This is a genomic window from Ruegeria sp. ABF4_144 (genome assembly GCF_056160045.1).
The window spans coordinates 58766-85195 of record NZ_JBSWWK010000003.1; the positions used below are offsets into that span (position 1 = coordinate 58766).

Sequence of the window (26430 nt, forward strand, 5' to 3'; positions counted from 1 at the left end):
CTATAACAGCGCCGTGCCAATCATGCCGTCACGGGTGACAAGGTCAGCCAATTCTTCGGCTGACAGGCCGCTGGTGCCTTCAGGACGGCGTGGCAAGATCAGATAGCGGATTTCTGCGGTGCTATCCCAAACCTTGATTTGTACGTCTTCGGACAACGTAACCCCAAATTCAGCCAGAACCACGCGCGGTTCACGCACGACGCGTGACCGATAAGCCGGGCTTTTGTACCAGGTGGGCGGCAAACCAAGAACCGGCCAAGGATAGCACGAGCACAATGTGCAAACGACAACGTTATGCACGGTCTCAGTATTCTCAAGGACGCGGATATGTTCGCCCTGAAAGCCACTGAACCCCAACGCATTGATGGCGGCCGTTCCGTCGCGCAGCAACCACTCTTTGTAGTCAGGGTCGGTCCATGCCTTGGCGACAACCGCCGCGCCATTGCGGGGTCCGGTCTCGCGCTCATAGTATTCAACGATACTGTCCAGTGTTTTGGGGTCCACCAATCCCTTTTCCACCATCAACTCTTCCAACGCGCGTACGCGCAGGGCAGGGCCTTCTTCCAGCGGGTCATGATCGTGTGGCATGGTCTGGTCCTACTCCATCGCCCCCAGAATGCGGGCCAGGTTGGAAAACCGTGCAATCAGGGCGAAAATGACAATGTTGATCACCATGAAGATCACCGCGATTGACGCGATGACCGGCGTATAGCCATAGCGCAGCGCGTTGAAGATCTTGATTGGCAGCGTCTCGATTGAGAAACCAACGGTCATCAACGCAATGATGTACTCATTCAGGCTGAGGACAAAGCAGAACGCAAAGCCTGCAAAGGCAAAAGGCGCGGCAATTGGCAGGATCACCGAGCGGAAGACCACCGCGTTCGATGCCCCCATGGTTTGGCTGGCCTCAATGAGCGAGCGGTCGACGCTTTCCAGTCCCAAAGAGATCGTTACCAACGGCAGCGCCAGCAGGAATACCGCATGTGCGATGATGACGTTGATCATAAGGCCGTTCATTCCGATCCCGGTGAAGAATAACAAGAAGGCCAGCGCCATGATAACCGGGGGAAGGATAAAAGGTGCGACTCCAAGCGCCAGCAGCGCCTTGGCATAGCGCAACCCGTAGCGCCACGCGAAATAGGCCACTGGCGTCGCGATCAAAACGGACAGGCTGGCCGAAGCAAAAGCGATAAACAAAGAGTTCTTCAGAGCAGAGAACCAGTCATTGGCTACGAAAACCTCAGCATACCAGCGGAATGAGAAACCACGTGGGGGGAAGGCCAGAAACTTTTTGGCATTGAACGACACGGCAGCGATCACAAGGATCGGCCCGATCAGATACAGCGCGAACAGCGCCAGATAGATACTGCGCAACGCCCTCATGTCTTTTTCCCCGAGAATTTCGTGACCAGCCAGATGACGGTGGCGCTGATGACCAGTAACACCACCGCAAGAGCCGAGGCAAACGGCATGTTGAAGTTGAAGATCGCCTGATCCGTGATCAGCACCGACAACGTCCAGTGCTCAGGCTTGCCCAGAACCTGTGGCACGATGATAGCGCCCAGTGTCAGGACAAACACCGTCACCCCACCCGAGATAATCGCGGGGCGGGTGACTGGAATGACAACCGTAAAAAAGGTCCGCACTGGCGAGGCGCCCAATGTACGCGCCGCCTCAATTAGGCTTTTGTCCAAGCGGCTGAGCGCGGGAAACAGCAGCAGCACCGAGAACGGGACCGTCAGGTAGACCAGAGCAGCCACAACTGCCCCCGCCGAGGGGGTCATCGCAAAGCTTTTCTCGATCATCCCGACCCAGACTAGAATGTTCGCAACCCCGGCAGTTCGCGACAGAAGGATTTGCCAGCTAAAGGCGATCAGCACTTCGGACAGCGACAGTTGCGCCAAGATGTAGATCAGCCAGAAGGTCTGCGCGCGCGGCGGGAAAGTAGTCAGGAAATAGGTGAAGGGGTAGGCAATCAACAGGCTGAGCATTGCGATCAAGGCGCACAGCCCTGCCGAAAACAAAGCCCGCTCGACATAGAACCAGGTCAGGAAGCGTTCGAAATGCTGCAGATCAAAACTGGTCGCATACCCCCCGTCGTCGGTCGGGGTCGAGACACTGGTCAACAGGATCAGGACAAACGGGATCAAAAAGAACGCCCCGATCATTACCGATGACGGGATCAGTCCAAGATATCGTGAAAGGGCGCTTGTCTGCATCTCGTCCGCCCTCTCAGACCGCCAATATACTGCACGCGGCAGGGGGCATTTCAACATGCACCTGATCACCAACCTTTACGTTGGGCCAGTCCTTGGGTGTTAGGACTGAGATCACCTCATGTCCTGCGCAATCCACCAGAATTTCGATCGTCGCCCCGATATCGCGCACGAAGGTCACCGTGCCTGTCACTGAGTTCGCCACAGCTGTATCCGAGGGGTGATGTACGAATACTTCTTCCGGGCGGGTCATCAACAGGACATCTTCGCCATCGGAGAAGTGGCCCGCGTTGCCTTCAACTTTCAATTCGACACCGTTGACATGGACGCCGTCCGGCCCCGACATTTTGGCCGGCAACAGGTTGCTGGTACCGATGAACCCGGCCACGAATTTGTCGACCGGTGCCTTGTATATTTCCATCGGAGTACCGGTTTGCAGAACCTGCGCCTTGCCCATGACCACGATCTGATCTGCCATCGTCATGGCTTCGGTCTGATCATGGGTGACGACGACCGTGGTGATACCCAGTTCCTGCTGCAGCTTGCGCAGCTCAATCTGCATCACTTCGCGCAGGTTGGCGTCCAGCGCCGACATCGGTTCATCCAGCAGAAAAACCTGAGGATTCAGGGCCAAAGCGCGTGCGATGGCGACGCGCTGACGCTGCCCGCCTGACAATTGCGATACGTTTCGATCCTCCACCCCCGGCAAATGGACCATGTCCAGCAATTGCCGCGCGCGGTCTTCGCATTCTGACCGCGAATGGCCCCGGATACGCATCGCATAACTGATATTTTCACCTACATTGAGGTGCGGAAACAGCGCAAAGGACTGGAACACCATGCCAATATTGCGCTGGTGCACTGGGACGCCGGTCAGGTCCTGATCCTCAAAGCGGATCGTGCCATTGGTGGGTTCGTCCAACCCGGCGATCATCCTTAGCAGAGTGGTTTTTCCACACCCGGATGGCCCCAGAAAACAGATCATTTCGCCGGTATTGAACTGAAGGTTCACATCTTTGACGGCTGTCACGTACCCGAATTTCTTGGTGACGTTTTCGATGCTCAAACCTGGCATATGCGCATTGTCTTTCAAGTTATGGTTCGGCCCGCCCCGTTATCTGGGGCGGGCCATTGCAGTGAGTGGTTAACCTGCGATCATCTGGTTCCAGGTGTCAGAAATCCAATTCGCGTGCTCCTTGTACACGTCATAACGTGGCACGATCGGCGCTATCGGGCTGCTGACGGCGGCCAGTTCTTCCGCGGTCAGATCGGTCAGCGCAGGATCGACGACCGGTGCTGTACCCACATTGCGTGACAACAGGGCCTGTGTTTCAGGTGCCGAAATGAAGTTGATGAACTCATGAATCTCATCTACCGGCTGGGCGTGCTCGGGCACGATCCAATAGCCCGAGTCTACAATTCCGCCTTCTTTCGGGAAGGTGGAGACAACCGGGAAACCCTCGGCGGCGGCCAGGCCAGCCACGTCATGGTAATACTGGCCCATCGGAATTTCACCGTCCTGCAACGCCTGTTGGAACGCGCCCTCATCCTTGTACCAAAGCCGCACATTGGGAACGACCTCGGACAGTTTGTCGAACACTTGCTGGATGCCTTCCTTGGTGTCCAAAATGTCGGTGCCGCCAAAGAACGTCGTCGCAGTCACCTCCAGCATGTAAGAGTTTGAGGCCAGACCCAGCAGACCGATCTGGTCCTTGTAGGCCTCATCCCACAATGCTGCCCAACTGTCAGGGGCTTCGGGAATTTCGTCCGAATTTGTGCAGAGTGTGATATACCAAGACACCGCACCGACCCCGAACAGGCTGCCGTCATCATAGCGATCCTGGAACGTATCCGACATGTTTGACAGGTTCGGGATTTTGGAATCGTCCAGCGTTTTGAACACTTTCTGATCCGCCCCCTGACTGCGCGGAATACCAGCCATCAGCGAGACATCCGCAGGCGCGGTCTTGGCTCTGGCGGCATTCTTGATCTGCACCAGCCAGGTTTCGCCGGTTGGAACAGCAACTGAATTCACCTCAATCCCTGTGGCATTGGTAAACTCGGGAAAGATAAACTGCTTGAAGCTGTCCTCAAAAAAACCGCCATAGGTACCGACTTTCAGCGGTTGCGCCGCTCGAACGATTGCGGGCGCGGCGAGCGCTGCTGCGCCGGTGGCGGCAGCGGTGCCTAGAAATCGGCGGCGAGACAATGTGATTGGCATGGTTATCTCCTGTTGGTTTGTTCAGTTGGCCCGGTTCTTGGGCAGTACGCAAAGCATTTCGTAGGCCAGGTTTGCACCGATCAGTGCCGTGCATCCGCTGACATCATATTGCGGCGAGACCTCAACCAAATCCGTTCCGACCAGATTCAAGCCGGCGCAGCCACGCACGATTTCAAGCGCCTGAATATTGGTCAGCCCGCCCATTTCGACCGTACCGGTCCCGGGCGCATAGGCCGGGTCCAGGCTGTCGATATCAAAGGTCAGATAGGTGGGTGCATCACCGATTTGCGCGCGGATATCTTTCATCAGCGGCGTCAGTGACTTGTGCCAGCACTCTTCTGCCTGAACGACAGTAAAACCTTTCTTCCGGCCCCAGTCAAAGTCATCAGGCGCATAGCCCGTGCCACGCAAACCAATCTGGAACACTTTGTCGTTCTGCAGCAGGCCGTCCTCAACAGCGCGCCTAAATGGTGTGCCGTGCGCAATCTTTTCGCCAAACATTTCATCATTTGTATCGGCGTGGGCGTCCACATGTATCAACGCCACTGGCCCATGTTTGCGCGCGATGGCCCGCAGCACTGGATAGGTCAGGGTGTGATCCCCGCCCAACGTGATCGGGACCACGTCATGTCGCAAAATCTCGTCATAGGCATCGGTGATGATGTCCATCGTCTTTTTGAGATCGAACGTGTTGATTGCCACATCGCCAATGTCAGCCACTTGCATCTTGGCAAAAGGTGCAGCGCCTGTTGCCATGTTGAAGGGCCGCAACATGCAGCTTTCGGCGCGGACCGCCCGTGGACCATGGCGCGTCCCAGTTCGGTTTGAGGTGCCGATATCCATCGGGATGCCCACGAAACATGCATCCAGCCCCTCGGCCGTATCCTGACTCGGCAACCGCATCATTGTTGTGCCACCGCCAAAACGTGGCATCTCGTTCCCACCCAAAGGCTGATTGTATTGCGGCCCGGCTGCGTCTGGCATTGCTGCTCCTCATGTGAATTTCACCGAAGCCTAACCAGCGGCATTTGTACGAAAAATACCGTTGAGCAAACTCTTACATTGTCATTCGGAAATGTATTCCTCGTAGATTTCCTTGAGTATCGAGATGAAAAGGTCGTTTACCTTAGGTGATGTTCCCGATCGCGTGACGATTTGCATGGTACAAGAATAGTCTTGCTGGCTATTGGGCAGGCGTCGAAGACGGCTCTTTTGCTCAAGGGGCGTGGCGAGATGCAGTGGTAACAAACCGATATAGGCGCCGCTCAGCACCAGAATAAGCTGCGCTTCGATCTCTTGCACGAACAGGTCCCGCTCGGATGGGTTCAGGGTTTTCTGTCGTTGCTGGTTCCAATAGCCGCGATGCGCCCAAGCATAGCGCGCGATCACTTCATCTGTAATGGTGTCAGCAGGTTCGGAGAACAACGGATGAGTATCCGCGCAATAGAGGGCGTGGTTCTCCTCGTATAGGTCTGTGAGATTTAACCCATTGCCAACATTGTCGAAACTTCCAAAGCCGATATGGTAAGTGCCGTCCAGAATACCCTGCAAAATCTCTTGCGGTTCCGAGATCGTAAGGTCAATGCGTACCGCTGGTGCTGTCTCTGTTAACCGTTTGATTGCCAATGGCAGTTTGAAGTTGGTGTCCGTGGTGGTGGCATCCACCACCGCAAGCTTCAGGCGCCCTACCAGATTACCATTCAACCCGGCCAGTTGGGTAGAATGCTCATCCAGAGAATCCAGCAGGGACATGCCGATCTGGTGCACCATCCGCCCCTTTTCAGTCAGCAGAAACCCGCGTCGCCCGCGTTGGCACAGGCGCACGCCCAATCGCTCTTCAAGCGCGGTGATGTGGTTCGAGATCGTCGGCTGACTGAGGCCCAATTCCACCTGCGCCGCTGAAAAACCCTGATTGCGTACCACGCTGTCGAAAATTGTCAGAAGATGGATATCTGAGCCGGTGATTTTCATTCTTGCATTGAGCCAGAGAAATGTATCGGTTTGCAACGCGTTATTTGTTAATCACGACATGCTGAATACCGTTGTGAATTGAAGTGCTTAAAACTTAGCCAGACCGTGCAGGATTGGGGGAAACCGAGAAGTGAAGATATCTGCATTTCAGATGAAAGCGGGTGGCAGTCCCGAATACCGATTAGGCCAGTTGGAACAAGCCATGCAGGATGCCATGGCCGCGCAAGTCGATCTGCTGGTCGCGCCCGAGTTGGCCATCACCGGATACGGCTGTGGTGCGGAACTGTGCACGTTGGCGCAACCGCATGACGGGCCGTGGGCAAAAAGGCTGTCGCAGGTCGTTCGGGACACCGGGGTTAGTTTGGTCACGGGCTTTCCCGAGGCTGAGGGCGACGCCCGATTTATCAGCGCAATCGTCATTGACAGTGCAGATCCGGACACTCAGCTGATCTACCGAAAAAACTGCCTCTATGGCGCGTACGAGAAGGGATTGTTTCAGACGCCGGATCGGTCTTTGGTGATGACATCCATGCAAGGCCTGAAACTGGGGTTTTTGATCTGCTACGATGTCGAGTTCCCGGAGAACGTGCGCAGGCTTGCGCATGCTGGCGCTCAGGTGATCATCGTGCCAACGGCCATGGCTGCCGGTCCGGCCGGAGCCTTTATCACGCAACAGGTGATCCCGGTGCGCGCTTTTGAGAACCAGGTTTTCATCGTCTATGTCAACCATGCCGGGCGTGATGAAAGCTATACTTACCAGGGTATGTCTTCCATCGTGGCGCCGGATGGGCAAAGGTTGGCTTTCGCGTCACAGGACGATGCTCAGGTGATCACGGCTGAGATCGATCCGGGTGACTACGAGCAATCCCGCGCGGACAATCCCTACCTCTCAGATACGTTGTCTCTGGGGTTGGCGCTCCCGTAAAACCTGTGCCAACCTTCAGGACGACGAATTGCTGGACGCCCAGAACATGCACTCTTCCATCGCAATCATAAACGCCGCTGTGCGCCCAATGGAGCCCTCAGCTAGCGAATATCATGCCCTGTTTGTCTCGGGTAACCGTATAGAAACCTTGGGCACGAATGCCGAAGTTGAGGCGTTGTGCAACGCTGAAACTCAGGTCATTGACGCCGGCGGCGCCACAGTACTACCGGGGTTTGTCGAAAGCCATATGCACCTGTTTTTTGGTGCCTATTCGTTGAAAGTGCTAAGGCTTGAGAATGTCACAGGGACCCGAGCGCTTACCCGCGCAATTCGTGATTTCGCAGCGCAAAACCGGAATGAAAGCCTGCTGGTTGCGCAAGGGTTGGCCTATGATGCCTTTGATGGAGGGCGCAATGCGGACCGGCACATGCTGGATGAAATATGCCCGGATCGCCCGCTGCTGCTGCAAAGCGCGGACTTTCACAACGGTTGGGCAAATACCGCGGCGCTTGAGGCGGCAGGCGTCCTGAGGGGACGCGACCTGGGTCCGGCTTCTCATGTAGAATTGGATGCTGACGGAGTGGCCACCGGTACGCTCATCGAACCACCCGCCGTCGGTACCATTCAGGCGCTTGGCCAGCACGGCGGGCGCGAGGTTTTGGGCTTGGAAGGGGTTGAGCCGTCGGGCGAGGTCACACGTAATCAGCGTGAGGCCGACAAGGCCCTGCTGCGCGAAGGGCTGCAATACTGCGCGCAACACGGCATCACCACCATCATCAACATGGACGGTAACGTCTATCAGGCCGAGCTGCTGCAAGAGATTGAGGCCGAAGGAGATCTGTGTTGCCGGCTTGAACTGCCGTATCATTTCACACCGGGCGAGCCTGACGCAAACATCGAGATTGCTGAGCAGATGCGGCACGACCTGAACAGCGAAATGTTATGGTGCAACCGGGTTAAGTTTTTCATGGATGGTACGCTGGATGTGCTCACCGGCTACCGTGTGCAGGATTATCCCAGCAAACCCGGCCACAAAAGCGCGCCTCTACATGATCCCGACCGCTTTGCTTTGCTGGCGGTCGAGTTGGACAAGCGTGGGTTTCAGATTGCGGTGCACGCTATCGGGGACGGTGCGGTGCGCGTAGTGCTTGATGGGTATGAGGCGGCACGTGTGGCCAACGGCCCGCAAGACAATCGGCACCGCGTCGAACACATCGAACTGCATGACCCCGCTGATCGAGCGCGGTTTGCTGAATTGCAGGTGGTGGCCTCGTTCATGCCACCGCACCCGCCGGGGTGCGGGGATTTTCCATTGGAACCATTGATCTCGATCATCGGCAAAGACCAATGGCCCGACTCCTATGCTTGGCGAACACTCAGGGAGGCGGGCGCGCGGGTGTGTTTCTCAAGCGACTGGCCAATCGCCGCGCTGCCGCCCCTGACCGGTATCGACATTGCCATGACCCGGCAGGTATGGGCTGAGGACCAAAAGGACGAGCGCCTGACCTTTGACGAAACCTTGGCCGCCTATACCAGCGAAGGAGCCTATGCCTGTCGCCGTGACGGCCAGTTTGGCAGCCTCAAGCCGGGCATGCTGGCCGATATCGTGGTGCTGGATCGGGTGTTATCCCAGGAAAACGCGGGTGAGACCGCTGTGAAAACTACAATCTGCAACGGCGTCGTGACTTACTTGGCTACAGGCTGAAATCGATGCACAGTCTGCCAGTCACATCCCCGGCCTGCAGGCGATCCAACGCATGGTTGACCTGGGCCAAGCTCACCCGTTCCACGTCCACCTGCAGAGGGCGATGCGCGGCAAACGTGAGAAAGTCCACCAAATCCTGACGTGTTCCCACGGACGAGCCAAACACCCGGTGACCTCCGTCAATCAGCCAGAGCATAGAAAGATCAACTGGCTCGTCCACCAACGCAACGGCGATGATGTCGCTCAGAGGGTTTACCGCGTCTTTGATCGTGCCCCAAACTTTGGGCGAGGGCGCAAAATTCAGCGTGACATCCGCACCCCCGGCCTTACGAACCTCCACACCCGCATCGGGTCCGGCAAGTATGCTCAAATCAGCGCCAAGCCCGCGCGCTGTCTGCAATTTGTTACGATCCTGATCCACTACGATCACCCGCGCCCCCCGTGCCTTTGCGATCAGGACCGCATATTGTCCCAAACCACCAGCCCCAATGATCAATACATTTTGTCCTGCTTCCAGCTTGGACCTTTTCAAAGCACTCCATGCTGTCAAGCCGGCGCACAACAAAGGCGCCCCATTGATCGGGTCGATTTCTTCCGGGATTTCGCAGGCAAAGCGGGCTTCAAGCACGGCATATTCGGCAAAGGCACCGTCCTGTTCGACACCTCGTGCCTGTTGAGCGACGCAGTAATTCTCAAGGCCGGACCTGCAGGAACTGCAATCAAGACAGGTCTCATACAGCCACGGCAACCCGACACGGGTGCCAAGCGCTGGCGCAGTTCTTGTCCCCTTGCCAATGGCGACAACACGCCCGATCCCTTCGTGACCGAAAATCCTGGGGTAAGCGCTGTCCGGCAACGTCTCTTCGCGCAGATGCAGATCGCTGTGGCAAATGCCGCAGCTTTCCAGTTTGACCAAGACTTGTTCCCGCGCGACCTGTGGAACAGGTACCTCGGCAATAACCAAAGGAGCCCCCGGTCGCGTGCTAATCGCAGCTTTCATAACCTCTGGCAAATCAACCATCACACTTGGCGCTTTCCGCTCAGCCATCCATGGATGATACGTTGGTAACGATCATAGCCACAGGTTAAAGTCGTCTACGAGTTAATAACCTAGACGATCAATCTCCTCCGAACTCTAGGCCACGGCACCATAGCTGGTAAATAACCTGCGCTGCGAAGGCGATGATATCGGATCACTTTCCTCTCTATGTCTTTCAGCTTGTGGTCGGAGCTTATTTTGTCCGCAGACGGTGAGCTTAACGGGGCCAGGATCAAGCGGCCGCAGCCAAAGACCGGACAGTTGACGCTGCGCCGCAACGCTCGACCGTACCGTGAAGGATCGGAATGGGCCGTAAGCCAGCGCTGCGAAAAGTTGCGGAAATAGTGGGAAAGAACCCGGAGTGACCAATGCTGGACTATCCTTGGATGTCTGAACTTCAATGATCGCTTTCGTTTTATTAACGGAGCCGTTTGGTCCACAAAACAACGCGTTCGATCTCTTGGATCAAGCAGTCCTGAAAATCCCTGTCGATCTGCGAAGCGTTGACGCCAATGGGTTCGACAACAGTAAACCGATAGAGAGGAAGGTCTTTGACGATCCGCGGCTGCCCCTTGTTCCCCTGCAACCAGTGACAAGCCGTAAACGCATCCACGACGGGCAACCCACCACAAGTTTTGCAGAGAGTGAGTGCAGCTAAAGATGTTTCCACAGTCACTGGCGGGTGCTCACCTACTGGTAGTTCGCTAAGGGACAATGCGCTCTCAACTTCGTTGCGCAGCCCGATAATCTGATAGGGTGCCATCTGATCCAGCGTCAGCGCCCCCTGATCTGAAGACAAGGGATGACCTTCGGGAACAAAACAAACATGGGGCAAGCTCCCCTCGTATAAGATGTTCATTTCTTTCAACGAGCGCGAAACATAGGCGAAACCTGTTCTCATCGCGCCAAAACGAGCGTAGTCCAGTATCCAATTTGAAGACCGCACTCGCCAGTCGAGCCTGATGTTCTTTTCCGCTATGTTCAACCGCTTCAAGGCCTGAGGCACGATGTCCAGAGACGCAGCGGTTATTGTAGCGATGGACAAGGAACCGCGATCCTTCCGAGCGATCTGAGTGGCGATTTCGTCCAGGTTTGCGAGCGCCAGAAAGTTGCGTTCAACCTCTTGATAGAATTCCTCGGCTTCTGGGAGCGGTGTCACACCCTTGCTTCGGCGACGAAACAAGGGCACGCCGAATTCCCGTTCGAGATCCGACAAAAGCCGACTGACGCTAGGTTGTGACAAATTCAACCTGCGACCAGCGGCGGAAACAGAGCCGGTTTGCATGATCGCTGAAAAGACTTTGAGTTGATTGTGGGTAAGCATAGGTATTCGGTTAACAAATATCATACGAAACAGATAGTATTATTTCAAATGTAATGCCCGTGGTACCGTCCCGTTGTTTCGGGGGGCAGTGCGAAGAATGAAGAAAAATGTCATTTTGATTATGACGGACCAGCAACGGGCGAACAGTCTGGGTTGCACCGGCAATGAACATGTCCGGACACCGAATATAGATGCGATGGCCCAGCGGGGCGCTCTCTTTACCAAGCATTTCACACCGCATCAAATCTGCTCACCAAGCCGGTCCACGTTGTTCAGTGGTCAATACGCAAGGTCGCACGGTCTGACACGTAACGGAGTTGCGCTGCCAGAGGATCTGCAACTGATCACCCATGATTTTCAGGCCGTGGGGTATAAGACCCATGGGGTCGGAAAATTCCATTTCCAACCCATTCTGGCCGGGCCAGAGCATCTTATGCCGGACTCAAACGCTTTTTGGGACTTGCCAGAAAGCGAGGGATGGCGCGGCCCCTTTTACGGGTTTGACACGGTCGACATGCTGATCGGAGAATCCGTTAGCGCAACTGAAGGTGGGCACTATGCCCGTTGGCTGGAGTCTGTTGCGCCGGGGGCAGCTGACCTCTATCTGCCTGAAAACGCGCTTGAACCGCAATCCGGGGATATCGACGAAGTTTGGAAGTCCGCCATTCCTTTCGATTTGCACTACAATTCCTGGATCACAGATCGGGCTTGCGAATTCCTGACTGAAAGTGATGGGTCAGACCCGTTCTTTCTGTTTGTCTCCTTCCCCGATCCGCACCACCCGTTCTCTCCCCCCGCGCCATGGTGCGACATGTACGATCCAGCAGACATGCCGATGCCCGCGCATATTCCGAATGAGCTAGCAGCGATGCCGTCTTTCCTGCGCGACGGCGACAATGAGGAAAAAAACAAGAGCTATGTAGATTTTCTGCGCGATCCGGGCCCTCCGCGCGAGCAAGGATTTCTGCAAACTACATCGAAATTCTCGGATGACTCCATTCGCCGTGCGATCGCTTATACCAATGGCATGATCTCGATGATTGACGATTGTGTCGGGCGGATCATCACACAGGCCGAGCAACAGGGGCTTCTTGAAGACACGGTCGTCATTTTCACCTCGGATCACGGGGAACTGCTGGGCGACCATGGGCTAATCCGAAAGGGCCCCAGCCCCTACAGATCGCTCTTGCAGGTTCCGCTGATCGTCGCAGGCCCAGGTATCGAACCTGGTGAACGCCACGGGACGACCAGCCATCTGGATTTGCGCGCGACCCTGCAGGATTACTTGGGACTAGAGCGCCATCCGACCGAAGGGACCTCTTTCGCTCACCTGATGACGCAGACAGACGGGCCGGGACGGCGCGAGCTTTTTGCTGAGTATCACCCACGCACACGTATGGACACCTACAATCAGACGGTGATGACAGACGAATGGCGCGTCACGATCTACCCCCAAAACCCGGATTGGGGCGAGATGTTCGACCTGCACAACGATCCGGGTGAACACGTCAACCTCTACTTCAAAGAAGAGTATCGCGGCACGCGTGACGAGATCATTGAAAGACTGTCACAGCGCTTTCCGCCGGCCGCAGATGCAGGCGGAGTGTCACTTGCAACCTACTAACAAATCTACGCTCTCAAACGACAACGGGGAAATCACCATGAACGAACAAATCAAATATCTAGCAAAACAGGCGGCCCTGGGCCAAGTGTCCCGCCGTGAATTTCTTGGGAAAGCGTCTGCCTTGGGTCTGGCAGCGGCAACGGCCAATCTGGCGATGTCATCAGCCGTCAAAGCTGCCGGTCCACAGAAAGGCGGTACCATTCGCGTTGGTATCCAGGGCGGTGGCACGACCGACAGCCTTGATCCTGCGACTGCCGCAAACTCAACCGCAAATATGGTCGCTCGCCTGTGGGGTGAGACACTCTTGGCACTTGCACCTGATGGCGGCCTTGAGCCCAAGGTGGCAGAAAGCTTTGAGGCTTCTGCCGACGCAAAAACATGGACGTTCAAGATCCGCGACGGAATCACCTTCTCAAACGGTCAGCCTGTCACCGCCGAGGATGTTCTGCAGACCATCGACCGACACTCGAACGAAGAGACCAAATCCGGGGCGTTGGGCTTGTTGCGTGGGATCGCGAATATGCGGACAGATGGCGACTTGTTCATCGTCGAGCTGGACGCGCCCAATGCGGACCTTCCATATCTGCTTTCAGATTACCACCTCGTCATTCAGCCCGGTGGCGGAAAAGAAGACCCTGCTGCCGCAATCGGCACTGGCCCCTACGTTTTGAAAGCCGCCGATATGGGTGTGCGTTTCGTGGCTGAACAGAACCCCAACCATTGGGATGACAATATTGGCCATGCCGGCACAATCGAAGTGATTGTCATCAACGACAACACCGCACGCGTCGCGGCCTTGCAATCCGGTCAGGTTGACATGATTGACCGTGTGCCACCCCGTACTGCACGCCTTGTCGACCGCGCGCCCGGTATCACAGTTCGTTCTACCTCAGGTGCAGGGCACTACGTGTTTATCATGCACGTCAACACCGCGCCGTTCGACAACCATGATCTGCGTATGGCCTTGAAATACGCCATCAATCGTCAGGAAATGGTGGACAAGATTCTCTTCGGCTACGGCTCTGTGGGCAATGACACACCCATCAACGGCTCTTATCCCATAGCAACAGAGTTCGAACAGCGGGAATACGACCCGGACAAGGCAGCGTTCCATTTCAAGAAATCGGGTCATAGCGGGCCAGTCACGCTTCGGTCGTCTGAGAACTCGTTCCCCGGCGCATTGGATGCGGCCGCGTTGTTCCAGCAGTCCGCAGCCGCCGCGGGTATCACGCTGGACGTGAAGCGCGAGCCCAATGACGGCTACTGGTCCGAAGTTTGGAACAAGCAACCCTTCTGCACCAGCTACTGGGGTGGCCGTCCGGTTCAGGACCAAATGCTGTCCACAGCCTATTTGTCCACAGCGGATTGGAACGATACCCGGTTCTTTAACGAGCGTTTTGACCAAATTGTAATCGCGGCCCGCGCCGAGCTGGATGACGCGAAGCGCAAGGAAATGTACGCAGAAGCCTCGGCCTTGATCCGTGATGACGGAGGCCTGATCTGCCCGATGTTCAACGACTTTGTCGGTGCAACTTCGGATCGGATCGACGGTTGGGTCGAAGATCACAAAGGCTTTGACCTGATGGATTTCCGTGCGCCCCTGAAAATGTGGGTTGCCGCTTAAACGCGCGGTCATCGATGTTGACCAAAAACAGGCGCAGCTCTTCTCGTGAACTGCGCCTGTTCATTTTCGAACTGAACCCACGTTCCAAATAGAAGTGGTGCGTGTTGAACCGCGTTGGTTCTGGGCCAATTCAAGTCGCACTCGGATCGCCCAGACGTATTTTGGTTTCAATGGTCGCCTCTGTTCGATCCGGCCTTAGTTCCAGGCGGGCAGAGCACGCGAACGGAAGGCAAATTTAGTGTTTCCACAGCTGATCATCCGATCCGCCATGCCCTCCCAAATCGGCAACCGACATCTACTAGAGCTTTTTTGACAAAACGCTGCGCTGCCTTCGCGGCCTAGAAAGGCGCATTCTGTTTACTGCTGCTTCTTGTCCCAATGTCAGCTGTTTGCCAGTTTATAGCTTCCATCTACTGAGTTTCGTGGACGGTTGTCGCGAAGCCAGCGTATCCAACTTCGTCCCATTGAGGCAGAGGAAGCAAACGGGTGCCGACTTGAAGCCTTTTCTCAAAACCTTGACGTGTCAGCGCAATAAATCTGAACCGCAGATTGCCAGTTTGGTCTCACACACAGCGTAACAGACGCGCTCAACCAAAAGGGACCAAGAAATGAAAAAGACACTGATTTCATCCGTCACCGCGTTCGCAATTGTTCTGAGTGCTGGAATGTCTACGGCGGGTCCGCTGCGTGACAACAGCCAGCGCGGTTACAAGCAGGAGGTTTACAAGTCCATTCAGAGAGGTAGCTACATCACTAAAAAGGCGAATGCGATAGTTGACGCCGCCAAACCAGATTACGCCTATGGTTCGGCTGGCACCAATTGGAGCTCGGAGTTCCCCAGTGTTGTATTCGTCCCAATTGAGGAAAATGGTAACTACACTTGGGTTTTTGGTAAGACGTCGGGTTTTAACCTGTCAAATCAACAGATCTGGATGAACTACCGGTAGCAGTGTGTCGATCCAGGTAAGCCAGCCCGGAGAAACAAGACGTAGCGATATCTAGCTCGAGCCCCGGCTGTTAGCTCTGGGGCTCGGCTGCGCTTGTCAACTTCAGCCTATTCAGGTTCGAGGGGGCGCAACTTCCTTTAATCGACAGCGAACGTCCCTCTGCAAAAAAGTGTGAGCGGGCGCTAGATTGAAGCCTTTTCTCAAAGCCTTGACGTGACAGCGCAATCAATCTGAGCCGCAGATTGCCAGATTGATTGCACACACAGCGTAACAAACTCGTTTGGCTGAAAGGCGCAAAAAGATGAAAAAGGTCATGGTTGCACCCACAACAGTTTTCGCACTTTTTTTGAGTGCTGGAACGTCCGTGGCCGGTCCACCAAGTAACGGCCTAAGCGGGTTTAGACCGGGTATTGGTTTATATATTTCAACAGCACGCACTGAGACGCAAAGCAGCGGTTCCAATGCCGTCACCGCAAGCCGGGCGCTGACTGAGTTGACAAAAAACGCAGGACCAGTGTTCTGGGTTGAGGCCGATGGCGAACGCGACAGCTACGACGTCGGTGAAGGAGAGATGACGGCAAACAGCGGCAGTCTGCGTTATGGTGCAAATTTGCCTTTGGGTGACGTCGCAGGCGGACAGGTGTTTGGCGGTCTGGAGTTCGGCATCAGCAGCCTGTCATCGGATGTAGGCAGCAGCCTGGCCAGCGCCAATATCTCGGTCAACTCTTATGATGCTACACTTAGCGCGCTTTGGTTGGCGGACAGTCTGTTCTATGTCGACGGGCAGTTTCGATATGGGTATTTCGACGGCGAGATACGCCCTAACGGCGGCGCCGCGGTCGATGCCGACGGTAACGGGTATGAGATATCTGTTGAAGTGGGCAAGTCGTTCATGCTGCTGAACGAATGGACACTCATCCCGCAAGTGCAAGTTATGTACAGCGATATCGACATGGATGATGTCCCTGATCCGGTTGATGGTGGTCGGACCGGATCCCTAGTGGATGGTGACACGTTGACGGCCCGGGTCGGCCTGCGCGCTGAACATGCTTTTGCGAGCAATTCGAAGCTGTATGGTCAAATAGACTTCTACCATACATTCGACAACGCGGCCTCGGTTGTTTTTGGTCAAAATACAGTGTTCACCGAGCGAGGTCAGAACACAGCGGCCCTGACCTTAGGCGGCAATGTCCCTCTGTCGGATTACGCGCAACTCTATGCTGAGATTACCAGTGAAACCGGATTGGGAAGCAGCTCGGATGACTACAGCATTGGCTGGGACATCGGCTTTGAGATCCAGTTCTAAGGCGTCAGGCGTTTGATCTGAAACCGAGGGGTTTCAGGCGTCAGCTTGATGTCTTTTCTCAAAACCTTGACGTGCCAGCGCAATAAATCTGAGCCGCAGATTGGCAGATTGGTTTCACACACAGCGTTTTGAAAACGCGCAACCGAGAGGGATTAGATAATGAATAAGGCACTGATCGCATCTGTCACCGTTTTCGCCCTTCTTCTGAGTGCTGGAACATCCTTGGCCCGCCCGGCGATAGGCCATGGAGCATTCGCCGGCGGCTTGTCTCATCCCAACCTAGGTGAGCATGTTGAATTTCACCACAACATCGGAAACGAGTTTCCCGTAGCCGGAACGGTCAGTTCAAGCTGGAGCGCAGTTAAGGAAAACCCCGAGGCGGCAATCGACAGAAAGTTTGAACTGGGTGTGAGTTCGGGAGATCAAAAATGCTCCGAAATTCCTCCCCATGACCACCACAGCAAATATTCGCCCTGCTATTGATGCACGGGAAGCTTTTCCGTCGCTTACAAACCGAGTGCGCCGGATGCGCACAATTGAAAGGAGCCAACAAATGAAAAAGGTTATGATCCCATTCGCGACCGCTCTCGCGATTGCCGCAAGTGCTGGAATGTCCATCGCGCACCCGTTGAGTGAAAACACTCAACAAACCGCCAATGCTGCCAGCTCTGGCTTTCATGTGAACGCCGAGCATTCGAACTCCGGCGACTGCGACTCTTGCTCGGACGCCTGGTCCTAGACCTGCAAAAGCTTAACAGGGGTGCCTGAAAGGACCGTTCGCCGACAGGCACATTAACCCGCCCGAGCACTCCCCGGCGATTGACCGGTCCAAGTCTTGTAGGCGTTGGTGAACGCGGCCTGATCCGAATAACCAAGCGCGAATGCAATCTCGGAAAGGCTGAGTTTGGGGTCATCCAGGTATTGCTCGGCCAACCTGTGCCGAGTGTCCTTTAGCAGCTGTTTGTAGGTCGTGCCTTCTTTCGCAAGCTTGCGTCCAAGTGTACTGACGCTCATCCCAAGCGTGTTTGCGATTTCATCTTGCGCTGGCGCACTAAAGGACAGTCGCGATGTTATTTCGCCCTGCACCAGGGAACTTGTTTCACCGATGGTTGGCGCCAGCTCCTTCATCAGATTTTGCACATGCGTTTCTAGGTGCAACAGCAACGCAGGATCCGTATCCTTGATCGGAATGTGCATCACTGCCTTGTCAAACAGGATACCCGGAACGCGTTGGCCCTGTTTGACATTGACCGACAAAGCATCGGATATTTGAGAGCGCTTTTCTTCAGTCAATTCATGCGGAAACCGTATCTCAAGCACTGGCAGGGGCGTTTCGGCTGCAATCTGAAAACTGGTTAGGAATGCGGAAATTCGAAACTCGTTATGAGCTCCATCAGCACGCATCACCTGAGCGATGGAATCTATCTCTAAAAACATGCCACGCTCATCTTCATAGAAGGACAGTTTGGCAAAGCCTCGGGCCAAGCGCGCATAGTTCACTGCTTTCTCGATTGCCTCACCAACGGTCGGCGAGTTCAAGACGACGTAGCTGAGAAGGGTTGTCTTTCTGGGGTTGAAGGTTTTGCCCGCCGATATCGCAAACAGAGGATCTCCGGTCTCCTCAATCGCAAGCTCAAGAAGTCGGAGTTCGTTGCGAACATCAATAAAATTCGGCGGGTTTTCGTGAATATCAACGGGCAGATTGGCGGATCTTAGCAGCGCAATGATATCTGAGCCGCGGTTGTCCAGAAGCTTGGCTATGTGATGCGCCCCGAAACCCGGAACACTCCAGGATTGGCCATCGGAACCAGATTCATTTTCGTTCATGTTGATACGTTGCCCGTGAAATAACCCCCGGTGAACCCGAAGCGTCTTAGGTTTTGTGCGATAATAGACAGGGTTTAAAAACTATGCCAAGCAATCGTTTGGCCGCTGTTCGGCAGTTTCGGCTGCTAGCACTTGTTACCAGTGCCTGAAACGCAGTTGCAATCGCGGGCTATCTAAGCCTGACTGCTAGTCCGGTTTCACTTGTCTCTGGCCGCTCGTGTTACGGAAGGCATCGCGAGCGAGGGATAAGTTGAGGTCTTTTCTCAAAACCCTGGCGTTTCAGCGCAATCAACTTGAGCCGCATATTGCCAGGTTGGTCCCACATACAGCGCATCAAATACGCTCAACAAAAAGGGACCAAGAAATGAAAAAGACATTGATTACATACGTCACCGCATTCGCCATTATCCTGAGTGCCGGAACGTCCACGGCTGGTCCGTTGCGTGAGACTGGCCAACGCGGGTTTGCGCACAAAGTTTACTCTTCAGCGTCGCAAAAATTCAATCACGCTCATGGAATGGCCGATAACCTCCAAACCACTAAATCGTCAGGTATTAACTTTGACCTTCCCTCAAAGCGTAATAAAGGGCTGAACAATCTGTCTGCCACTCCGCAATATCCCGCAATAAGCCCGAGTTGGAGCTGGGATTTTTCTGATCTTGATGTGATCGGAACTGATACTGGTGGATACGCAATGGAGGACGGTATTCGCCTGACTTGGGGAGCAAATCAAGAGGGCCAGCTGCCAGGCCAAGTTGAAGAAGATGGTCGATACCTCATTGGTTCCTTGTTCCTTGTAGCCGTGGGCTATGGGGTTATCGTCGAGGGTTATCTAGAAATTGCATATGATATCTTTTGCCCCCGTGGCAACCTTAGCCCAATTGAATGCTACGCATTCTACAATTGGGTAGGATGAGGCCCGCCTGCGATACATTACCGGTAACTGCTTCACTGCAAAACTGAAAGGCCACCATGTAAAAGAGGTGGCCTAAGTTTAGTTTATGACGAATGCCTGCTAATCGTCCTTGAGAGCTGGGGCAGCACCACGCAGGGCGTGCGAAGATGCTGAGACCATCTTCCTCATCAACTATCGAATTGCATGAGGACCGCCTCTGGTCTCTTCTTACAAGTGAGTTTTCGCAGGTGTCACAAACCTGTCATATTCAAGCGTTAATCAAAGATTGCAGAAAAGAGAAAACATAGGAGGCTCCGATGACCTCTCTCAATACTCAGCTATGGGAGCTGATCAAAACGCACAAAATGCCTGATGATGCTGCAGGCAAGCCATTCATTGAGCAACTTATGGCCGAAAACAGCATCTCTCGCGACACCGCAAGCGTGGCAATCACCGAATATCAGAAGTTTATGTATCTTTGTGCCACACGGCCAGCGCGCAACGTTCCCTCAAAGGCGGTAGATCTGGTGTGGCATCTGCACATGCAGCACAGTCGCGATTATTGGGACGTCTTTTGTAAAAAGCTGGGCAAACAGGTTCACCACAATCCTGGAGGTCAAGGCCCTCAGCACCTGGATGACTACAAAGCCACCATTAACGCGTACAAGGACCTATTTGGCACACCTCCAAAAGGTGTTTGGAAGCTCAAAGACAGAGCTGGAGCTGTCTTGTTGCTGATCTTCTTGTCGGTGTTCATTTGCGTCGGCGCAAGTTCTATCGTTCAAAGTGGTGATCTTTTGTTTGGGGCGCTTTGGCTTAGCGTACCACTCTTCGTTTTCGGAGCCACACTCAAAAGCCTGAGTACCAAGGGTGAACTAACTCTGATTTTTGAAAGTAACGATCCTTTCGCTGACGAGGATGCAGGTGACTGTGGCTCCGGAGATGGCGGCGGTTGCGGCGATTGAACCGCTAAGCACTCAATCTGATGGAATTTGCCCTGTACCGCACCCCAGTCATGGCGTCAGCTACGTGCTCGGTTCTTACCCTCTGCAATCGTGATCTTGTGTCTTTTGATTGCGGATCGCTTTGGAGAAAGCTGCAAGCCGGAAAAGAAGCTCCATTGGATTGAAGACGACGATACCTGCCGCTTCCAAGGTTAAAATTTCTTCGGTGAGCATTCCGAAACGATGATCGAATTTTTCAACAAATACATGGGCTAAACACCGACATGATGGGGGGCGACTTGCCGCACCTTCCGCCAGAACAGCTTTTCGCGCCTCCAAGCGGCCATGTATGCGAATGACCTCAGGGTCTGTTTCGTCCGTACTGTTGGCATTGGTAATGTTTGAACGGATGACGGCACCGAGCCGAATGCGGAAGCTCACTCGCTTACGGCGAACCGATTGGTTTTGAACAATTTTGCATTAGCCTAGTCCCAAGTAGCAGAGATAAACATCCAAACGCCAATCCCATTGCGAGAGCATTTGCAACGAAGACACCGCCAAACAGGGATATCGCTGTTCTACCCGCCTGCTCCATAGACGTGTCTGCTATGATCGATACCCAGTCTTGCAGGTATAGTGCGAACAGGATCGAGAGCCCCAAGGGCGAAATGATTAGCGCTGTACCGACAGAGGCCAATCCTCGCCCGAGGACGGCCTGCAGGGTTGGCCCTTTCAGCACTATTGCGGCTGTGGAAGAGAAAAAGGCAAGTGTAGAGAGTAGGGCTAGAAACTTGTCCACTATAGGGGACAGATCTTTCGTGACAACCCCGGTGAGGGCCAGGGTGAAGGGCAACAGAACGAATGTTGCAAGCCCTGCAGCAAGGAGCCCTGTGAACAGTTTTGGCAACTTGTCGGATGAGCGGCTGCCGCCCCGGTATTTTCGCTTAGGTGGATTGGGCAGAGCCGGATCAATCTGATCCATCTGCATGGACATTGGTTTTGGATTAGAAAGCATTGCAGCCCCCTTGAATTGTTAAATCTGAAACGACACAGCCAGCCGTTTTTTGGGAATCTGGCGGTCCGGATCGTGGCTTTTTTCAGCGCTTGGACCAGTGTTTGCGCGACAGGGACATGCCGACGGGCAAGCATTGGTGTCCTTCCCATTTCAGGTGATGAACAACCTGATTACGTAAGCGACAGTGGCGAGGCACAAAACGCTGCTGAACCAGATCGCACCGAACCAGAAAACTTGCTTTAGCAGTTTCAATGGTAGCTCTCCTCTGGGTCGATCTTCCCGCGGAAAACCCAGTACGTGTAGGCGGTGTAACCCAGGATCACAGGCAGCAGAATGACGGCCCCAACCAGTGCGAAAGCCAAACTGCTGTCCGGTGCGGCGGCTTCAGCAATCGTGAGGCTTGGGGGTAGCATATAGGGATAGAAGCTGATCCCTATGCCGATGAAGCAGACGACGAACAAAGCAATGGCGCAGAAGAAGGGTTGATCGTCTCGCTGTTCCCTCAGGCCGCGATCAAGCATCCATGCAATGACAGTTACTATAGCCGGCACCAGTACAGAGAAGACGACACCGGGCCACGAAAACCATCTGATCAGATAGATCGGGTCTTGGAATGGGGTCAAAAGACTAACAAGGCCGATCAAAGCAAGCGTCATAAGCATCAGCGGTCGGGCGTAAGAACGCATCCGGCGCTGTATCTCGCCCTTGGTTTTCATATTGAGCCAGGTCGCTCCCAGCAAGGCATACCCGATCACCAAGGCCACACCCGTCAGAACAGAAAACGGGGTCAGCCAATCCCACTGTGCACCTGCGTACAGCCGATCTTCGATCGGGATGCCCTGGACCAGCGCGCCAAGCGTGATGCCTTGGCAGAAGGCAGCTACGGTTGAGCCTCCGTGAAACGCGATATCCCACAGCCATCGCCCGCGCACCGTTCGCCACCGGTATTCGAAGGCAACACCACGGAAAACAAGCGCAAGCAGCATAATGATGACGGGCATGTAGATCGCGGGCATAACCACAGAATAGGCCAGCGGGAAAACAGCGAACAAACCTCCGCCCCCCATGACCAGCCAGGTCTCGTTCCCGTCCCATACCGGTGTGACCGAATTCATCATAACATCGCGATCTTTGTCAGTTTTTGCGAATGGAAAGAGGATGCCAATTCCAAGATCGAAACCGTCCAGGACCACATAGGTCAGAACGGCAAAGGCAATGATGCCCGCCCAGATTGTCGAGAGTTCAAGCATTACGCTGCCTCCGCCAAGGTAGAGATTTCAATAGGTTTGTGATTTTCCTGGAGACCTTCCGCGGGAGGCATGCCCATGAGGCGCAACATGTAAAAGGTGCCTGCTCCGAACACAGCGAAATACACAACGATGAAGGCGATCAGAGACGCCGCAACTGCAGACGCATCCACTTGTGAAAGGGAGTCGGATGTCCGCATCAGCCCGTACACCGTGTACGGCTGGCGCCCCACTTCGGTGGTGATCCAACCGGCCAACACCGCTACAAACCCACTGGGCGCCAACAGAACAGATGTCCGGTGCAACCAACGATCTTCGTCGATGCGACCGCGAACCCTCTGAACAAGCGACCACAGGCCGATGCCCAGCATGGCAAATCCGATAGCGAGCATGATGCGGAAGCTGTAGAAAACGATCGCGACAGGGGGTTCATCGTCGTCGGGAATAGTGTCCAGCCCGTCAATCGGAGCGTTCAGGTCATGTTTCAGTATCAGCGATGATAGTTTCGGAATCGCGATGGCGTAGTCCACGCGCTTGTCATCCTCGTTTGGAAGGCCGAACAGGATCAATGGTGCACCTTCGGGGTGGCTGTCGAAGTGACCCTCCATCGCCATAACTTTCTGCGGCTGATGCTCCAGCGTGTTCAAACCATGTAGGTCGCCCGCAACGATCTGCAGAGGCGTGACCAGAACGGCTATCCACATCGCCATCGAGAACATGCGGGTCACCTCGGCCGTGCGATTGCGACGTAGCAAGTGCCATGCCGCAACCCCGGCCACTACGAAGGCAGTGGTGAGATAGGCGGCAAGGACCATGTGTGTCAGGCGGTAGGGAAAGGACGGATTGAAGATAATCGACAACCAATCCACGGGGATGAATTGCCCCAACTCGTTGATGTCAAACCCGGCTGGGGTCTGCATCCAGGAATTGACGGACAGGATCCACGTAGCTGATATCAGCGTACCTAGCGCAACCATCGCCGTAGCCGCCATGTGCAAACCGGGACCGACGCGTTCACGACCAAAGAGCATGATGCCAAGGAAACCTGCTTCAAGGAAGAAGGCGGTCATGACCTCATAGGCCATCAAGGGCCCGATTACAGGGCCTGCGGTATCCGAGAACGTGCTCCAGTTCGTGCCGAATTGGTAAGACATCACAATGCCGGACACGACACCCATCGCAAAACCAACGGCGAAGATCTTTTTCCAGTAGTTGAAAAGGTTGAGGTAAACCTTGTCCTTACGCCACAGCCAAAGGCCATTGAGAAAGGCCAGGAAGCTTGCCAAGCCGATAGAAAATGCCGGGAAGATGATGTGAAAAGACACAGTAAAGGCAAACTGTATGCGTGCCAGGGTCTCTGCGTCAAAGTTTGCTAGTAGGTTCATTGCCGTCCTCTCTGGCGTTGGATTGCAAAGCGCGGCAGTCACCAGAGATACGTCTGTTGCCGGCCCGTCGATGTCATTCGGATGAGCCAGATTTGGGATTGGTGCCTATTCCTGTCGTTTGGGTTCTGGACGGTTGTTTTTGGGTTTTGGACAATTCCCGGCTCGTGTTGGGCAGGGCTGAGACTGAAATTTGGAACCGCGCCTTCATGAAACAGTTGCGTTCAAGGGCTCAAAACAAAGGTGCCACCCGGCTCGTTTGAGAGCTGGATGGCAACCTATCAGAAACTGTGCGAGTTCTGTGCGGGGGACGGTCAGTCAAGTTGCGTCTGGATGCTAGCAGCGCAGGGCCAATGGGCCTTTTGCTGACCGGTCAGGTTTGTTTGGCTACGTTTCCTCCTTCTTCTGTTTCTCTGGCGGTCAATTTTTAGTCGTTCCAGTCCTTGTGCTCTTCCTTGAAGTCGTCGCGACGCTCTTGTGCTTCGTCCTGCGCATCTTCGAAATTGTCCTTCTGGATTGCACCGCCGACGGCTCCAACTGCGGCACCAGCGGCAGCGCCACCTACGATGCTTTCGCCAGCAATGCCCGCGACAGTTGCGCCGACGACTGCGCCTTTAATCGCTTTGTCGGTGACGTAATCAGCCTGAGCTGTGGCTGCCATGGTGATCAGAAGTGCGCCGGAGATCGGGGCGATAAAGATTTTTTTTGAGGTCTTCATAGGGTTCATCCTTGTTCTGGGTTAGCAACCACTGCGGCTGCTGTGTGCCATTGAACTAGGTGACCCGAAGGCCTGGTTTCTTTTGGAGACGGGACAAGGTTTTGTTGATCTTGGACATCTTCCGCCCCCGCACGCTGCACGTGGAAGGTCTCCTAGCGGCCAGCTTTACGAAACTTGGCGGGAGTTTCACCTGTCCATCGCTTGAACGCCACTGAAAAGGCGGCCTGATCTGCAAACCCAAGCATGAAGGCAACGCGCGCAACACCCTCGCCACTACGAAGCATCCGCTTGGACAGGTCGCACAACACCCCTTCCAACAGTGCTTTAAAGCTTGTTCCCTCGGCCGACAGGTGCCGGGTCATAGTGCGTCGGGTCAGTCCAAGCTCTTCGGCTATATCGTCGCCGTTTGGTATCGGTCCGGGAAGACGGTCCCCGAGCATATCCACAATACGGTCGGACAGGCTTCGGACTGCATCAGGTTGAGCCTTCAGTTGCTCTTCTCCGTGCCTACGTAAATGCCCCAGCAAAGTGGGGTCTGCCGTTGGTATACGAAAACTCATGCCGTTTGGGGGCAGAGCCAAGGCGTATCCGGACTTGAAGCCTGCGACTTCACATCCCGCCAAATCTCCCAGCAATTGGCAATGATCGGCATCGTCTGTTTCCAAGTCGATAGAGATCGGGGCAAGCCCGCCAGAGGTGATTTGTTGAACTCGTTTATAAAGACCGAATATCAGCATTTCGCGATGGCGAGGATATTGATGCGCCGGGATTACGCTGCTCTCCAGAGTGATCTTTGGCTGGTCGGGTGCCCCCACTACATCCAGACGCAGGTCGGGGTCTTGCATTGCGTAAAACCGCTGAGTCAATGTCAGCGCGTCCTCGACCGTTTCAGCCGCCCGCACGATGTAAGCCAGAAGCGTTCCGGGACCTTGCGCTGAAAGCCCAACCCGAGCAGCAAAGGTTTTGTCGTCCAAAACGCGACAGGCGGTTTCAACTGCGCCTGCTTCATGCAGCAGCTCGACAGTTGCGTCGGGGCTGTCGACGATATCAGAGGGTGCTCCCGCCATTTCCAGGACCTCAGGAAACGGAACGCGCGCTCCGGGTTCTTGCCCATAACGCAGCCCGACATTTTGCAGCCTGTAAGCGCTGATGCGTGGCACTTTTGCGTCCTCCTCTGACTAGCACGCAACCTCCTGCAGTCACCGCAATTGTCCAGAAGGCAATAACAAATGTCCAGAACCCTCAGGATCGCTGAGCCGATGACGGTTAAGTCCGGGTCATCAGAAAGGACAACGCAATGATCTACTTCGCAAGGTACTACCGCGTTTTTAAAGCAATCCACGACTCCGCCAGACAGGAATGGTCCGGCGGCAGTGTTCAAGGCCTGCACGCATCGTCGCTTGGCGAGAATTCACCGAACGGGCGTCGCTGGGACCCTCCTTACGGGCCGTCGAAGCAGCCCTCAGAGCCATCGCAACAACCAACCGAGAACTGACGTTC

27 protein-coding genes are annotated in these 26430 nt (G+C 54.8%); 10 read left to right on the forward strand and 17 right to left on the reverse strand.

Translation table 11 applies throughout. The annotated features are described in order from the left end of the window. From nthA to ACXAGD_RS20775, 7 genes are all read right to left on the reverse strand, one after another. The gene (gene nthA / locus ACXAGD_RS20745) at positions 1 to 588 is read right to left on the reverse strand and encodes a nitrile hydratase subunit alpha (protein ID WP_475213609.1); all 588 of its coding nucleotides are present in this window, start codon (positions 586 to 588) and stop codon (positions 1 to 3) included. Positions 589 to 597: 9 nt separating this feature from the next. Then, on the reverse strand, positions 598 to 1383 hold the full coding sequence (locus ACXAGD_RS20750) for an ABC transporter permease (RefSeq protein WP_475213611.1): 786 nt from the start codon (positions 1381 to 1383) through the stop codon (positions 598 to 600). Next, positions 1380 to 2219, reverse strand: coding sequence for an ABC transporter permease (locus ACXAGD_RS20755; RefSeq protein WP_475213612.1), 840 nt, complete (start codon positions 2217 to 2219; stop codon positions 1380 to 1382). Before ACXAGD_RS20755 ends, ACXAGD_RS20750 begins: the two co-directional genes overlap by 4 nt. Before the next feature lie 13 nt (positions 2220 to 2232). Further along, on the reverse strand, positions 2233 to 3291 hold the full coding sequence (locus ACXAGD_RS20760) for an ABC transporter ATP-binding protein (protein ID WP_475213614.1): 1059 nt from the start codon (positions 3289 to 3291) through the stop codon (positions 2233 to 2235). 69 nt (positions 3292 to 3360) lie between these two features. Further along, entirely contained in the window at positions 3361 to 4437 is a 1077-nt protein-coding gene (locus ACXAGD_RS20765) for an ABC transporter substrate-binding protein (RefSeq protein WP_475213617.1), read from the reverse strand. Positions 4438 to 4458: 21 nt separating this feature from the next. Next, complete coding sequence (gene speB, locus ACXAGD_RS20770; protein ID WP_475213619.1) at positions 4459 to 5421, reverse strand: agmatinase; 963 nt, start codon at positions 5419 to 5421, stop codon at positions 4459 to 4461. 81 nt (positions 5422 to 5502) lie between these two features. Continuing rightward, on the reverse strand, positions 5503 to 6408 hold the full coding sequence (locus ACXAGD_RS20775) for a LysR family transcriptional regulator (RefSeq protein WP_475213621.1): 906 nt from the start codon (positions 6406 to 6408) through the stop codon (positions 5503 to 5505). Positions 6409 to 6538: 130 nt separating this feature from the next. On the opposite strand from ACXAGD_RS20775, the gene ACXAGD_RS20780 reads away from it, so the two are divergent. Next, positions 6539 to 7333, forward strand: coding sequence for a carbon-nitrogen hydrolase family protein (locus ACXAGD_RS20780; RefSeq protein WP_475213623.1), 795 nt, complete (start codon positions 6539 to 6541; stop codon positions 7331 to 7333). 28 nt (positions 7334 to 7361) lie between these two features. Further along, the gene (locus tag ACXAGD_RS20785) at positions 7362 to 9038 is read left to right on the forward strand and encodes an amidohydrolase (RefSeq protein ID WP_475213625.1); all 1677 of its coding nucleotides are present in this window, start codon (positions 7362 to 7364) and stop codon (positions 9036 to 9038) included. On the opposite strand, the gene ACXAGD_RS20790 is transcribed toward ACXAGD_RS20785, so the two are convergent. Next, entirely contained in the window at positions 9028 to 10038 is a 1011-nt protein-coding gene (locus tag ACXAGD_RS20790; protein ID WP_475213627.1) for an alcohol dehydrogenase catalytic domain-containing protein, read from the reverse strand. The genes ACXAGD_RS20785 and ACXAGD_RS20790 overlap by 11 nt on opposite strands. 457 nt (positions 10039 to 10495) lie before the next feature. Next, a complete protein-coding gene (locus ACXAGD_RS20795) occupies positions 10496 to 11425 on the reverse strand; it encodes a LysR family transcriptional regulator (RefSeq protein WP_475213629.1) in 930 nt (309 codons plus the stop codon). 73 nt (positions 11426 to 11498) lie between these two features. On the opposite strand from ACXAGD_RS20795, the gene ACXAGD_RS20800 reads away from it, so the two are divergent. The 6 genes from ACXAGD_RS20800 (at position 11499) to ACXAGD_RS20825 (ending at position 17641) form a co-directional block, all read left to right on the forward strand. After that, positions 11499 to 13025, forward strand: coding sequence for a sulfatase family protein (locus ACXAGD_RS20800; protein WP_475213631.1), 1527 nt, complete (start codon positions 11499 to 11501; stop codon positions 13023 to 13025). 37 nt (positions 13026 to 13062) lie between these two features. Then, positions 13063 to 14649: an ABC transporter substrate-binding protein gene (locus ACXAGD_RS20805; protein ID WP_475213633.1), complete on the forward strand. Its 1587-nt coding sequence runs from the start codon at positions 13063 to 13065 to the stop codon at positions 14647 to 14649. Positions 14650 to 15257: 608 nt separating this feature from the next. Next, the gene (locus ACXAGD_RS20810; protein ID WP_475213635.1) at positions 15258 to 15596 is read left to right on the forward strand and encodes a hypothetical protein; all 339 of its coding nucleotides are present in this window, start codon (positions 15258 to 15260) and stop codon (positions 15594 to 15596) included. A gap of 313 nt (positions 15597 to 15909) precedes the next feature. Beyond that, on the forward strand, positions 15910 to 16902 hold the full coding sequence (locus ACXAGD_RS20815; RefSeq protein ID WP_475213637.1) for an autotransporter outer membrane beta-barrel domain-containing protein: 993 nt from the start codon (positions 15910 to 15912) through the stop codon (positions 16900 to 16902). Between the two features lie 159 nt (positions 16903 to 17061). Then, positions 17062 to 17385, forward strand: a complete 324-nt coding sequence (locus tag ACXAGD_RS20820; protein ID WP_475213639.1) for a hypothetical protein — start codon at positions 17062 to 17064, stop codon at positions 17383 to 17385. A 70-nt stretch (positions 17386 to 17455) separates the two neighbouring features. After that, positions 17456 to 17641, forward strand: coding sequence for a hypothetical protein (locus tag ACXAGD_RS20825; protein ID WP_475213641.1), 186 nt, complete (start codon positions 17456 to 17458; stop codon positions 17639 to 17641). A 53-nt stretch (positions 17642 to 17694) separates the two neighbouring features. Here the strand turns inward: ACXAGD_RS20825 and ACXAGD_RS20830 are convergent, their stop codons facing one another. After that, a complete protein-coding gene (locus ACXAGD_RS20830) occupies positions 17695 to 18729 on the reverse strand; it encodes an AraC family transcriptional regulator (protein ID WP_475213643.1) in 1035 nt (344 codons plus the stop codon). A 364-nt stretch (positions 18730 to 19093) separates the two neighbouring features. Here ACXAGD_RS20830 and ACXAGD_RS20835 point away from each other — a divergent pair, with 364 nt between their 5' ends. Then, entirely contained in the window at positions 19094 to 19645 is a 552-nt protein-coding gene (locus ACXAGD_RS20835; RefSeq protein ID WP_475213645.1) for a hypothetical protein, read from the forward strand. Positions 19646 to 19941: 296 nt separating this feature from the next. Beyond that, positions 19942 to 20589 (forward strand): glycine-rich domain-containing protein, encoded by a 648-nt coding sequence (locus ACXAGD_RS20840; RefSeq protein WP_475213646.1) that lies wholly within the window; start codon positions 19942 to 19944, stop codon positions 20587 to 20589. A gap of 75 nt (positions 20590 to 20664) precedes the next feature. Here the strand turns inward: ACXAGD_RS20840 and ACXAGD_RS20845 are convergent, their stop codons facing one another. The 7 genes from ACXAGD_RS20845 to ACXAGD_RS20875 form a co-directional block, all read right to left on the reverse strand. Further along, a complete protein-coding gene (locus tag ACXAGD_RS20845; RefSeq protein WP_475213648.1) occupies positions 20665 to 21009 on the reverse strand; it encodes a hypothetical protein in 345 nt (114 codons plus the stop codon). Positions 21010 to 21013: 4 nt separating this feature from the next. Further along, positions 21014 to 21583, reverse strand: coding sequence for a hypothetical protein (locus tag ACXAGD_RS20850; protein WP_475213650.1), 570 nt, complete (start codon positions 21581 to 21583; stop codon positions 21014 to 21016). A 150-nt stretch (positions 21584 to 21733) separates the two neighbouring features. Beyond that, positions 21734 to 21835: a DUF2474 family protein gene (locus ACXAGD_RS20855; RefSeq protein ID WP_475213652.1), complete on the reverse strand. Its 102-nt coding sequence runs from the start codon at positions 21833 to 21835 to the stop codon at positions 21734 to 21736. Beyond that, the gene (cydB, locus tag ACXAGD_RS20860; RefSeq protein ID WP_475213654.1) at positions 21832 to 22833 is read right to left on the reverse strand and encodes a cytochrome d ubiquinol oxidase subunit II; all 1002 of its coding nucleotides are present in this window, start codon (positions 22831 to 22833) and stop codon (positions 21832 to 21834) included. The genes ACXAGD_RS20855 and cydB overlap by 4 nt, the downstream gene beginning before the upstream one ends. Then, positions 22833 to 24215, reverse strand: coding sequence for a cytochrome ubiquinol oxidase subunit I (locus tag ACXAGD_RS20865; protein WP_475213656.1), 1383 nt, complete (start codon positions 24213 to 24215; stop codon positions 22833 to 22835). The genes cydB and ACXAGD_RS20865 overlap by 1 nt, the downstream gene beginning before the upstream one ends. A gap of 424 nt (positions 24216 to 24639) precedes the next feature. Next, entirely contained in the window at positions 24640 to 24930 is a 291-nt protein-coding gene (locus ACXAGD_RS20870) for a hypothetical protein (RefSeq protein ID WP_475213658.1), read from the reverse strand. Between the two features lie 152 nt (positions 24931 to 25082). After that, positions 25083 to 26090, reverse strand: a complete 1008-nt coding sequence (locus ACXAGD_RS20875) for a helix-turn-helix domain-containing protein (protein WP_475213661.1) — start codon at positions 26088 to 26090, stop codon at positions 25083 to 25085. Positions 26091 to 26430 lie beyond the last annotated feature (340 nt).